We start from the raw sequence: 12,033 nt of genomic DNA on the forward strand, positions 1-12,033 counted from the left end.
ACAGTCCATCGGCAGTCGTTGACCGCGGGGAGGCGCCCAAGTGATCGATGCCGATCGATCAGGTTACTCGGCGGTAACGTCGTTTCTCAACAGGTGAGCGCGATCCGGTCGAACCGGGCCCGGAACGGACGCTGGTCGGGCATCGGGCCGTGCACCCACCGATCGGGGCCACCGTTGCGCCACGCCTAACCCACCGAGCCGGCCGAGCCGAAACCCCGTTCCATCCGTCCGTAACCGGCCGGGCCGTTCCCCGGCAGCAGCCTCGGCGCCGTCGGGTTCGAGCGCCGCGCTTGCCCGGCAGCACAGCGGCGGTCACCTCGGCCGGCGGCGCAGCGACAACCTCGGGCAGCACGGGCGTCCTACCATCATGGACACCCGCCACCGCACCGTGAGGAACTCATGACCGAGGGTAAAGATCAGCCGAAGCCGAGGCTGGGTGAACGGCTACGTCCCGCGTTCAACGTGATCGCCTTCGTCCTGGTCGCCGCCGGCCTGCTCACCGTCCTGCTGGGCGGGCTGGTCGCGGGCGCCGTCACGATCGGGGGCGTCGCCGCCGTCGCGGCGGTGACCTGGGGGATCCACCGTCGGCGCGACTCCTTGAAGGCTCGGCTGACGCGCGGGCGGGCCTGGACCCGGGACCGGGTCGACCGGTCCGCCCGGATCGGGTGGGTCGCCCGGTGGGCGTCGTCGCTGGCCAAGCACGCGGCGCTGACCACCCTCCTGGCCCTGCTGGTGGTGGTGATCCACATCGCGGTCACCGGCCGGTTCACCCTGGGGGTCGCCGCGGTGGCCGCCCTGCTCGGCCTGTTCGGGGCGCTGACCAGCAAGGATTCGGTGGCTTGGCTGATCGTCTGCGGGCTCGCGGTCGTCCTGGCGGTGGTCACCGTCTTCGCCGCCGACATGTTCCGGGGCGGGTCGGACGCGCGCAGCCTGGCCATCTCGGCGGCCGCCGTGGTGCTGCCGGTGGTGATCTCCAATCCGCTGTTCAAGCAGCTCAACGAGCGGGTGTTCACCAAGAAGGACGACCGCGGCGCCGAGCTCACGCTGCGGCACCAGGCCGTACTCGTGGTCCTGACGCTCCTGCTCGGCACGCTCGGCGTGGCCCGCGCCACCTGGCTGCCCGGCGTCGTGCACGGCTGTTACACGCTTCCCCGGGCCGGCGGCATCACGATGCTGCGCACCGACGCGCAGGGCCGTTGTTACGGGCTGCTCGACGACAGCGGCACCGGGGTGTTCACGCCCGACGCGTTCGGCATCGACCCGGTCACCCGCGGTCTGCAGCAACGGCTGCTGCGCAACAACCGGCCGTTCCGCGACGGTGATCTCACCGTCGTCTGGCTGGGCTCGCTGTCCTGCGACACCGTGCCGGCCGACCCCAACCGGTGCGCCGACGGACGCGACTACCCGGCCGAACGCGACCAGCTCCGCGGGCTGCTGTTCGCCCAGACCCAGCTCGCCGCCGTCCGCAGCGGTCACCGCCTGCACGTGGTCATCGGGGACGCGGCCCAGGACGTCCGCCATATCGAGGACGTCGCCCGGATGATCATCGCCCGGCGGGGTTCGCTGCACCGGGTCGTCGTCATCGGCGGCGGCGACAGCCGGGACAGCACCCAGCGGGCCATCAACAAACTGCTCGACGCCGGTCTGCCGTTCATCGCCCCGAACCTGCTCGCCGACCTCGGCGCCGCCGGCCGGCCGTTCGTCGACCGTCCCGGTTACCTCCAACTGGGCGCGCCGAACATGGATTTCGCCACCGACGCCGCGGCCCGGCTGACCGGGCGGTTCCCCAAGGGGTTCCGGCTCGACATCTACCAGCATCCCGACCCCACCGATCAGTACACGACATCGCTGGTCAACGACCTGCTCACGGCGCTTCGGAGCACTCCGGGGGCGAGCGGGCGGCGGGTGCCCGACCTCGCCGGGCTGGACGACTCGATCTGTGCGGCGCCGACCGCCGGGCCGCCCACGGTGCTGTTCTTCGCCGACCGGTGGACGCGGTTCGGCGAGTTCGTCCAGCGGGTCGACGACCTGTGCGGCCACCGCAGGCCGGGCCTGGTCGTCGCGGACAGCTCGGTGAGCCGGTTCATGGCCGATTACCAGCTGCGGGCGGTCACCAACGCGAACTGGCCGGTCGACTACTACGCGAGCGGACCGGCTTGCGCCGATCTCACCCCCGGGGCGTACGGAGTTCTGACCGCCCAGGCGCGGGAGTCGGCCGGCCTGCTCAGGCTCCCCGCGGACTTCGCCTGTGCCGACCGCGCCGAGAGCGCAAGCGCGGGCGAGCTGCTGCGCGCCTGCACCCTCGACGCCGCCGCCAAACAGACGAGCCGCCCGTGCGCCGCCAACGACCTCGGCTCGTTCCTGGTCCCGGCCTACGACGCGGTGATGATCGCCGACGCCCTGCCCGGGGGCCCGCTGGCCGACCTGGACATCCCCTCGATCACACTGGCCGCCGGCAAGGTGGCCGCGGTGCACGGCGGTCGCCTGCTGACGCCGACGATCGCCGTGCGGATGTGGCACGTGGACCCGCTGTACGACCCGACCCGCATCTGGGAACAGCCCAGCGCCGACCTCGCCCGCGCTACGGCGTGCGATCCACCGAACGGCGGAACATCGTCAGCACCGTCGTGCCCACCGGCTCGGCCACGGTGAAGCGGAACTCGGCGGGCGGGCCGGCGGCGAACAGGCGGTCGCCCGCGCCGACCACGGCCGGGAAGGTGATCACCCGGTACTCGTCGACGAGGTCGGCCGCGGCCAGCGCCCGCACCACGCTCAGGCTGCCGATCACGACGATGTCGCGCCGTTCGCGCTCCGCCGTCACCCAGCCGGCGAGATCGCCCTCGACGGCGGCCGAGTTGGCCCACGCGGTCGTGTCGACGCCGGTCCGGGTGGCGACCCGCTTCGGCACGGTGTTCATCAGCCGGGCGTAATCGCTGTCCCGGCCCGGCCACAGTTTTGCGAACTGCTCCCAGGTGTGCCGCCCGTACAGCTGAACGCCCGTCGCCATCCGCTCCCCCAGCCGGAACTTGTCCTCGGTGACCGGCCCGGCGCCGAACGCCCAGCTGTTCGGGTCCGAGACCACGCCGTCGAGCGTGCTGAACTGGATGACAATGACGTCGCCCATGGTGGGCTCCTCTCCACGTTGACTTCGCGGACACCTACCGCCGGCGGGCCGTGAACTCATCGGTGCGGGGCTAATCTTCTCCGGTGACCACTCCGGAGTGGGACGAGCGGCACGAGATCTACCGCGCCGACCTGCTCGCCCACTGCTATCGCCTGCTCGGCTCGTTCGACGAGGCCGAGGACCTCGTGCAGGAGACGTTCCTGCGGGCCTGGCGGGCGGCCGACCGCTACGATCCGGCCCTGGCCTCGGTCCGCACGTGGCTGCACCGGATCGCGACGAACGTCTGCCTGACCGCGCTGCGCGGGCGGGCCCGCCGTCCGCTGCCCAGCGGCCTCGGCCCGGCCGGCGGCGATCCGGGGGCACCGCTGACGCCGAGCCTCGACATCCCGTGGCTCCAGCCGTTCCCGGACGCCCGCCTCGGCGATCCCGCCGCCACCGTCGAGCAGCGCGCCGGGCTGCGGCTGGCCCTGATCGCCGCCCTGCAGACGCTGCCCGCCCGGCAACGGGCCGCGCTCGTGCTCCGCGAGGTGCTTCAGCTGCCCGCCACCGAGGTGGCCTACGCCCTCGACAGCACGGTGGCCTCGGTGAACAGCAGCCTCCAGCGCGCCCGCGCGACCCTGCGCGAGAGCGGTCCGTCGGTCGAGGAGCTGCGCGAGCCGGCCGATCCGGGCGAGCGCGCGGTCGTCGAGCGTTACCTGGTGGCGTTCGAGGCGGCCGACATCGCGGGCCTGACCCGCCTGCTGGCCGACGACGTGGCCCTGGAGATGCCGCCGGTCGACCTGTGGCTCGCCGGTCGCGCCCACTACCGCGAGTTCATCGAGCGGGTGTTCGCCATGCGTGGCGTCGGCTGGCGCCTGCTGCCGGTGCCGGCCAACGGGGGTCCGGCCCTGGCCGCCTACGCCCCCGGGATGCGGCCGCACTCGGTCCAGCTCTTCGAGGTGGCGGGCGGCCTGATCCGGCGTTGCGTGTCGTTCGTCGACCCGGCGCTGGTCGAGCGGTTCGAGGGCGCGAAGTCGTACCGCTCGTAGCTCGCCGCCGCCCTCCTACGCGCCGCCGGTGCCCGACGTCTCCCCCTTCCCGCTGGAGGGAGCGACGCCCGGGCCGGAGGGTTCGCCGGCGCCGGGGGACGGCGCCCCGGTGGAGCCCGACGGGGTCGGCGTGGACTCCGGCGACGCCCCCGCCGACCCGGCCGGCGACGGCGTCGGGGAGCCCGCCGGCGAAGGCGGGACCGACGGCCCGGCCGCCGGTTTCGCCTTGCTGGTCGTCTCCGGGAAGTCGAAGGTCCAGCCCTCGGCGAGCAGCTGCGGGATCAGCTTCTCGAGGGCCTGGACGGTCTGCTTGCGCACCCCGCCGCCGTCGTGCACCAGTACCACCGCCCGCGGCGTGAGCTGCTGGTGGATCCGGGTCGCGATGGTGTCGGCGCCGGGCAGCATCCAGTCGTCCGGGTCGACCACCCAGCCCAGCGGCGTGTGCCCGGCCAGCGCACCCACCTTCGCCGACGGGCCGAAGTCGCCGTACGGGGCGCGGTAGTAGGTGACCGTCGACCCCGGTGCGGCGGCCGCGATGGCGGTGTCGGTCTCGGCGATGTCGGCCCGGCTCCTCGCCTCCGACACGATGCCGAGGTCGTCGTGGTGCATCGAGTGGTTGCACAGGCGGTGGCCGTCGGCGACGATCCGCCGCACCAGCTGCGGGTACCAGGTCACGTTCTCGCCGACCATGCAGAAGGTGGCCTTGACGTGGTATTTCGCCAGCAGGTCGAGGACCGCCGGGGTGTCGTCGGACGGGCCGTCGTCGAAGGTCAGCGCGAGCCGCTTGCCGGTGTGCTCGGTGTGCACCACCGGCTCGTACCCGGCGGCGGGGGCCTGCAGGCCGGCGGCCTTGTCCGGGTTCTTGCCGGTGTCGTGCGAGCGTCCGGCGTCGCCGGTGTCGACCCGTCCCACGTGGGCCGGCGCGGGCAACTTCCGGACCGGCTGCCCGGTCAGGGCCGACCGGGTGAAGCTCTGCCAGAGGTGGGCGGGCATGGTGTCGCCTTCGATGCGTACGCCATGGGCGTCGCGAAGCGGCCCGGGTTTCGCCTTGCCGATCCAGATGACGCTGGCCAGCTCGGGGGTGTAACCGGCCATCCACGCGTCCTGGTTCTCCGGGGTGTCGCGCCACTGCTGGGTGCCGGTCTTGCCGGCGGCCGGGCGGCCCGGGGTGAAGCCGTTCTCCGACACGACGCTCTGCAGCACCGTGGTGACGTCGGCGGCGATCCTCGGGTCGAGTGCGGTGGTGCCCCCGACGGCCACGGTCGCCCCGGTCACCGACTGCACGAAATGCCGCTCATGACGTACGCCTCCGGCCGCCAGCGTCGCATAGACCGTGGCCAGGTCGGACGGGGTGACCGGGTAGCGCCCGAGGGCGATGTCGCCCCGGGTGCGGCCGGGCGCCGGGTCGCCCTTGACGTCGACCAGCGACCGCCGGCCGTCGTACTTGTCCGGCACCCCCAGACGGACCGCCATGTCCCGCACCCGATCGGCGCCGATCTCCGCGGTCACCGCGTAGAACGGGGTGTTCAGCGAGTCGACCATCGCCTGCTGCAGCGTGCAGTCGGCGCAGTGCAGGCCGTCGTGGTTGCGCAGCGGCACCCCGCGGTCCGGGAACAGCCGGGGCGAGCTGCCGTCCCAGCGCGAGCGGTAGGAGATCCCCTGGCGCAGCGCGGCGGCGAGCACTATCGGCTTGAACGTGGACGCGGCCGGGTGCAGCGCGTCGGCGTCGTCGAAGTAGCCGCTGCCGTGCTCCCCGCCGTAGTAGGCGCGTACCCCGCCGGTCGCCGGGTCGAGCGCGACGAGCGCCGCCTGCAACCCGGCCGGCTGGCCGCGCAGCTGCGCCGCCACGGTGGTCTCGGCGGCCCGCTGCGCGGTGGCGTCCAGGGTGGTGACCACCGTCAGGCCCGCGGTGTGCAGTTGCTGCGAGGTGATGCCCCGGCCGGACAGCTCCCGCTCGACCTGGTCGACGACGAGGCCGAGCGGGCCGCCGATCGGCGAGCCGGCCGGCTGCACCTTCGGGTAGGCCAGCCCGCGCCGGTCGGCCGCGGCGACGATCCAGTTCCAGCGGCGCCGGGCGGCGGTGGCGTCGTGCGCCGGGTCGAACCCCCACGGGTCCTTGACGGCGGCGGCGATGACCGCGCTCTGGGCGAAGTCCAGCCGGTCCGGCGTGACTCCGAAGTAGGCGTTCGCGGCGGCCGCGATCCCGTACGCGCCGCGCCCGTAGTAGATCGTGTTCAGGTACCGCTCGAGGATGACGTCCTTGGTGTACTGGCGTTCCAGGTTCACCGCGAGGGCCAGCTCGTGCATCTTCCGGTCGACGGTCACCTCCCGGTCGAGGAACGCGTTGCGGACGTACTGCTGGGTGATCGTCGAAGCACCCTGGTGCTCGCCGGACGCGTCGGCCACGATCGCCCGCGCCACCCCGCGCAGCGACACCCCGGCATGGTCGTAGAAGTCCCGGTCCTCGGCGGCCAGCACGGCCCGGCGAAGGTCCGGGGAGACCGCCGAGAGGGGTACGTCGCTGTGGTCGGTCGCGCCGAGGCGGGCCAGGATGGTGCGGCCGTCGCGGTAGTAGAGGACCGACGCCTGCGGCTGGCGGGCCGCCCCGGGCACCGGCACCGATTCGACGTACGCCTCGGCGGCGCCGACCCCGGCACAGGACCAGAACGTCAGCAGGACCAGGACGGTGGCCGCCGCCCGGCGCCATCGGACGGTTCGCTTCTGCGGAATTTTCACCAGCACACCCGGTTAGACGGGGCGGCGGCGTGGTTTGTGGACAGGTAATCTTGGGTAACCGGACGATCACTCTGATTACCGGCATGTTGACCAGCCGTTTCGGCGTGGTTGCGACCATCGACGATGACATATGTCGCAAACTTAGGGGTTATGACAACCCTTGCTGACCGTACGATCGCGGCCCTGCGCGCCGAGCACGACGCGCTGCCCGCCCTCTCCGCCGAGCAGTTGACCGGCCCGTCCGGCGCCGCCGACTGGACCGTCGCGCAGGTCTACTCCCACCTGGGCAGCGGCGCCGAGATCATGCTGGCCGGCCTGCGCGCCGGAACCGGCGAGGCGGCCGCGCCGGAACCCGGCTTCAACGAGAGCGTGTGGGACCGCTGGAACGCGCTGAGCCCGCAGGACCAGGCAAGCGGCGCGATCGAGTCGGACGCCGCGCTGGTGGCCGCGTTCGAGGCCCTGACCCCGGAGCAACGCGACTCGGTCGAGATCACCGGGATCTTCCCGATGCCGCTGTCGCTGGAGGCGTTCGCGGCCCTGCGGCTCAGCGAGGTCACCCACCACAGCTGGGACATCCGCGTCGCCGCCGACCCCGCCGCCGGACTGCCGGCCGCCACCGCGGAGGTGCTCGCCGAGCACCTCGCCGGCGGGCTGAGCTTCTTCCTCGGCTTCATCACCAAGGCCGAGGCGATCAAGGAACCGGCCGTCGTCGCGATCAGCGGCACCCCGTACGCCGTCGTCCTCGGCGAGAAGAACAGCTTCACCGCCGACGCCGGCACCCCCACCGCGACCTTCGAAGGCCCGCTCGAGGCCGCGCTGCGGCTGCTGGTGGGCCGCCTGGGTCCGGGCCACACCCCGGCCACCGTCGGGGTGACCGGCAACGTCACCCTCGACGACCTGCGGGCGGTCTTCCCCGGCTTCTGATCGGCGACCGTCCCCTTCGGCCGGCACCGATGCGGTGCCGGCCGAAGGGGACGAGAAATGTCGGCGGCCGATGTTAACCTCCTGGAGCTCGGCTCGGCAGAGTCGAGGAACGGGGGGAACACCATGCCGCACAACAGATTTCGTCGTGTCCACAGTGTCTTGACCGCCCTCTCGCTGGGCGCCGCCTCGGCCGTCGGGCTCGCGCAGCCCGCCCAGGCGATGAACTACACGGCCGCCACCCTCAGCACGTGGACCGTCACCGACTCGGCCACGCCCACCACGCCCTCGGTCCAGCCGGCCGGCGACGTTCCGCTCGGCACCACGGTCGACGCCGCCGGCACCCGGCACACCAACCGTGCCTACTTCACCTTCGACGTCTCGGCCTACCGGGGTCAGGCGGTCCACGTCGCCGGCCTGTGGACGAGCGAGGCCAAGGTCGCCGACTGTGCCACCGCCGCCCCGATCGAGGTCTGGCGCACCGGCAAGGTCACCGCCAAGTCGACCTGGCGCACGCCGCCGAAGGACCTGGAGCTCGTCGACCGGCGCACCCTGGGCAACGGGTCCACCTGCCCGGCGCACCTCGACGTCGACGTGGCCCGCTACGTCACCGAGGCGCTGGCGCGCAAGGAGAAGACGATAACCTTCGGCATACGCGTCTCGCCCGCCGCCGAGAGCGACCCACGGGCTGCCCGTACCCTGCAGCCGGCGCGCCTGAGCATGTCGACCAACCACGTGCCGACGGTGCGCGGCCCGCACCTGAAGAACCCGGACCGGCCCTGCGGCACGCTCACCGAGCACCCGACCGCCGGCGACCTCACCTACTTCACGGCCACCACGACCGACGCCGACCCGAACTCGTACCCCGGCGCGACCTTCGAGCTGTGGCCGGTCGACCGGCCCGACCAGCGCACCCGGATCGGGACCGGCGGCGGCGCCGAACCGGTGGCCTCCACCTATCTGCGGTCCTTCGCCGACGGCACGGTCCTCGGCTGGAGCGTCCAGCCCGCCGACCACGACGACGTCGGCGCGTGGGCCAAGACGTGTTACCTGACCGTCGACAACACCGCACCGGCCGCCGCGCCGCTGATCGTCCCGCGCAAATACACCGAGACGTCCTACCCGGGGGCCGGCGGCCCGGGCGTGGCCGGCGCGTTCATCCTCGACGCGCAGGGCGACCAGGACGTCGTCGGCTTCGAATACACCGAGCAGGGCCGGTCGATCCCGACCCGGGTCAAGGCCGGCCACCCGGGCGGCCACGCGAAGATCAGTGTGACTCCGCAGGCCTCCGGTCCCTTCCAGCTCAAGGTCCGGTCGCTCGACCGGGCCGGCAACGGCAGCCCCTGGCAGACCTACACGTTCTACGTCCGGGACACCGCGCCCGCCCTCGAGGTCGACGTGACCGGAGTCGGCACGACGAGCACGATCACGCTGACCGCACCGGCGGCCGAGGTCACCTCGTTCGGCTACACCGTCGACGGCGGGGCCGAGACCCGGGTGCCGGCCGTCGCCGGCGTGGGCACCAGCCACATCGTGTTCACCAGCAAGGGCGTCAAGACCGTCGTCAGCCGCAGCTACGCCGGCACCAAGATGATCGGCTCGGGCTCCAGGACGTTCACCGTCGACGACGCCCCGAAGGTCACCTCACCCGAGTTCCTGTCCTCGCCCCAACCGCTGCTCGGCACCGAGGGCACGTTCGCCTTCGCCCCGCGCACCACCGGTGTCGTCGGCTATCTCTACCGGTTCGCCGACGAGACCGGCAGCGGTGCGGAGCAGCGGGTGGAGGCCGCCGCCGACGGCACGGCCACGCTGCGGTGGACCGCCGAGACACCCGGCTACCACGGCCTCACGGTCGTCTCGGTGACCGCCGACGGCACCCGGTCGTCGGCCGACGTCGAGCAGTTCTGGGTCACCGACACCCGGCCGTACGTCTACTCCGAGGCCGGCACGTGCTGCCCGGTGCTCGACGCGGTGGGCCGCCCGCTGACCGTCTGGCTCAGCAGCGACCTGCCCGACGTCGACCACTTCGTCTACAGCTTCGACGGCGGCCCCGAGCAGACCAGCGACCAGGGCCAGTCGTTGAGCGTCACGGTCACGCCGACGCACGTCGGCAACAGCTCCTTCACGGCCCGTGCCGTCCGCGCCGACGGCACGAAGTCGCCGGCCACCACCATCGACATCTACATCACCAACGCGCCGCTGGTCACCACCAAGGGGCCATACGCGGATTACGCCGTGCTCGGCCGGGAGTCCACGCTCACCTTCAAGCCTGAGACGCCCGACGTGGTCGGCTACCGCTACTACTGGGGCTTCGAGCCGGAGACGGCCCGGACGGTCGACGCCGCCGCGAACGGTTCGGCCACGGTCACCTGGACGCCCACCGAGGAGGGCACCGACATCCTCAACGTGCGCGCGGTCTCCCGGGACGGCACCGAGTCCGACCTGCGCCAGATCTATGTCGAGACCTACGACCCGGTGGTCGACTACACCGGCACCTGGACCGCCGGAACGCCCAGTGGCGGCATCGGGGTGGCCGGCCAACTCGGCTTCTTCGCCGACCGGGGCGGCATGCTCGACGCGACGGTGAAATACCTGTGGCACGTCGACGGCGGCCCGGTCCAGGAGACCACCCGCATCGAGGACACCCTGGTCACCTACACCCCGTACACCCCCGAGCGCAGCGGCGCGAACACCCTCTACGTGCAGCGCCAGTTCACCGACGGCGTGCTCTCGCCGGTCCGTCAGTTCCAGCTGATGGTCGGCACCGAGCCGGCCGTGCGATCGGCCGAATACCCGAAGGGCCTGTGGTCGGGCGGCGCCGGCGTGCCCGGCACCTTCCACTTCAGCGGCGGGACCGCCGGGATCGTCTCGTACGACTACCGGTTCGGTGACAACGTCACCGGCACCCTGGTCACGGGCACCGTGGCCGCCGACGCGACCGGCGCCGCCGACGTCGTCTTCACCCCGCCGCAGAACTACACCTGGTACACCGTCAACGTGACCGGCCGCCGGGCCGACGGAACGACGACCGCCACGTCGATCTCCTACAGCTTCGGCACCGCGGCGGGCTGACCGCCGACCGCACCGGCCGGCACTTCACGCCGGCCGGTGCGGCTTAACCGCGGCCCCACGGGGCATCCTCTTGCGCGTGACCGACCTGGATGAAGAGACGATCGCGTACGCGCACCGGATGTTCGACCTGGCCCGCGCCGGCGACACCGACGAGCTGATCGCCAACGTAGCGGCCGGCCTGCCACCCAACCTGACGAACGACAGGGGCGACACCCTCCTGATCCTCGCCGCCTACCGCAACCATCCCGCCACCGTCGCCGCCCTCCTGGCCCACGGCGCCGACCCCGGCCGCGTCAACGACCGTGGCCAGTCCGCCCTGTCCGCCGCCGTCTTCCGCCAGAACCCGGACTCCGTCCGCTCCCTGCTGACCGCCGGCGCCGACCCGCACGGCGGCTCCCCCTCCGCCATCGCCACCGCCGAGTTCTTCAAACTCCCGGAGATGACCGCCCTCCTGACCGCCCCCTCCTGACCGCCCCCGCTCCACTCCTCCCAGCCCCGCTCCACTCCTCCCGACCCCCGCCCGACTTCCCCCCCGCCCCTTTGCCGCCGACCGGCACCCTTTCCTGCCGCCGCCCGTCCGCTGCCCTTCCCCTGCCGCCACCCTGACCTTCTGCCACCGCCCCTGCCCCCTCCCCCTGCCGGTGCCTTCCTCCTGCCACCGCCCCTCCCCCTGCCGGTGCCTTCCCCCTGCCCCTGCCCCTGCCGCCGCCCCTGCCGCCGCCCCTGCCGGTGCCGGTGCCGGTGCCGGTGCCGGTGCCGGTGCTGGTGCCGGTGCCGGTGCTGGTGCCGGTGCCGGTGCCGGTGCTGTCGGAGAGGGTCGGGCTCCCGAGACGGCCGCGCCGCGTTCTCCGGCTTCATGTGCACGCCGCGATTCGCCACGAAAAGGTCATTTCCCCTCCTGCCGGGCCGCGTCCGGCGCTGGATTCTCGGCGATCTGAGGCTCCCGAGGCGGACCGAGTCGCCATGATCGGCCAAGCCGCGCCCGCCAGACCCCTTCTTCAAGCAAAATGCGCTGACTCGGGCCCGCCGTGGCCCGATCCCGGCGCTCTTGCATCCGGCCATGGGTCAAGCCCTCCGGCGCGCCCGCCACAAAGGTCCGGCAACCCCAGGATCACCGCGCCACGGAGATCGACAGCTGCCCGTTGCGCCACG

Annotated in this window: 7 protein-coding genes; 5 read left to right on the top strand and 2 right to left on the bottom strand. The window is 72.7% G+C overall.

Going from position 1 to position 12,033, the window contains the following annotated elements:
* The first annotated feature begins 399 nt into the window (after window positions 1–399).
* Window positions 400–2,652: a hypothetical protein gene (locus Afe05nite_RS16000; protein WP_203817891.1), complete on the top strand. Its 2,253-nt coding sequence runs from the start codon at window positions 400–402 to the stop codon at window positions 2,650–2,652.
* On the opposite strand, the gene Afe05nite_RS16005 is transcribed toward Afe05nite_RS16000, so the two are convergent.
* Window positions 2,582–3,124, bottom strand: coding sequence for a dihydrofolate reductase family protein (locus tag Afe05nite_RS16005; RefSeq protein WP_203817892.1), 543 nt, complete (start codon window positions 3,122–3,124; stop codon window positions 2,582–2,584). The two genes, Afe05nite_RS16000 and Afe05nite_RS16005, sit on opposite strands and share 71 nt — an antisense overlap.
* A gap of 83 nt (window positions 3,125–3,207) precedes the next feature.
* Between Afe05nite_RS16005 and Afe05nite_RS16010 the strand changes: the two genes are divergently transcribed.
* The gene (locus Afe05nite_RS16010; RefSeq protein ID WP_203817893.1) at window positions 3,208–4,152 is read left to right on the top strand and encodes an RNA polymerase subunit sigma-70; all 945 of its coding nucleotides are present in this window, start codon (window positions 3,208–3,210) and stop codon (window positions 4,150–4,152) included.
* Between the two features lie 15 nt (window positions 4,153–4,167).
* On the opposite strand, the gene Afe05nite_RS16015 is transcribed toward Afe05nite_RS16010, so the two are convergent.
* Window positions 4,168–6,888 (bottom strand): transglycosylase domain-containing protein, encoded by a 2,721-nt coding sequence (locus tag Afe05nite_RS16015; protein WP_239117853.1) that lies wholly within the window; start codon window positions 6,886–6,888, stop codon window positions 4,168–4,170.
* A 150-nt stretch (window positions 6,889–7,038) separates the two neighbouring features.
* On the opposite strand from Afe05nite_RS16015, the gene Afe05nite_RS16020 reads away from it, so the two are divergent.
* The 3 genes from Afe05nite_RS16020 to Afe05nite_RS16030 all read left to right on the top strand — a co-directional run bounded on the left by Afe05nite_RS16020 (window position 7,039) and on the right by Afe05nite_RS16030 (window position 11,350).
* The gene (locus Afe05nite_RS16020) at window positions 7,039–7,812 is read left to right on the top strand and encodes a maleylpyruvate isomerase family mycothiol-dependent enzyme (protein WP_203817895.1); all 774 of its coding nucleotides are present in this window, start codon (window positions 7,039–7,041) and stop codon (window positions 7,810–7,812) included.
* Between the two features lie 159 nt (window positions 7,813–7,971).
* Window positions 7,972–10,881, top strand: a complete 2,910-nt coding sequence (locus Afe05nite_RS16025) for a hypothetical protein (protein ID WP_203817896.1) — start codon at window positions 7,972–7,974, stop codon at window positions 10,879–10,881.
* Window positions 10,882–10,957: 76 nt separating this feature from the next.
* Window positions 10,958–11,350 carry an ankyrin repeat domain-containing protein gene (locus Afe05nite_RS16030; protein WP_239117854.1) on the top strand — a complete coding sequence of 131 codons (393 nt, stop codon included), beginning with the start codon at window positions 10,958–10,960 and terminating at the stop codon, window positions 11,348–11,350.
* Window positions 11,351–12,033: the final 683 nt, after the last annotated feature.

The organism is Paractinoplanes ferrugineus, from assembly GCF_016862195.1.
In the GTDB taxonomy this organism is placed as follows: domain Bacteria; phylum Actinomycetota; class Actinomycetes; order Mycobacteriales; family Micromonosporaceae; genus Actinoplanes; species Actinoplanes ferrugineus.

What these genes read in the sequence shown, in the direction of transcription:
- Afe05nite_RS16020 (WP_203817895.1), top strand. Translation starts at nt 7,039, where the DNA reads ATGACAACCCTTGCTGACCGTACGATCGCGGCCCTGCGCGCCGAGCAC.
- Afe05nite_RS16005 (WP_203817892.1), bottom strand. Translation starts at nt 3,124, where the DNA reads ATGGGCGACGTCATTGTCATCCAGTTCAGCACGCTCGACGGCGTGGTC.
- Afe05nite_RS16000 (WP_203817891.1), top strand. Translation starts at nt 400, where the DNA reads ATGACCGAGGGTAAAGATCAGCCGAAGCCGAGGCTGGGTGAACGGCTA.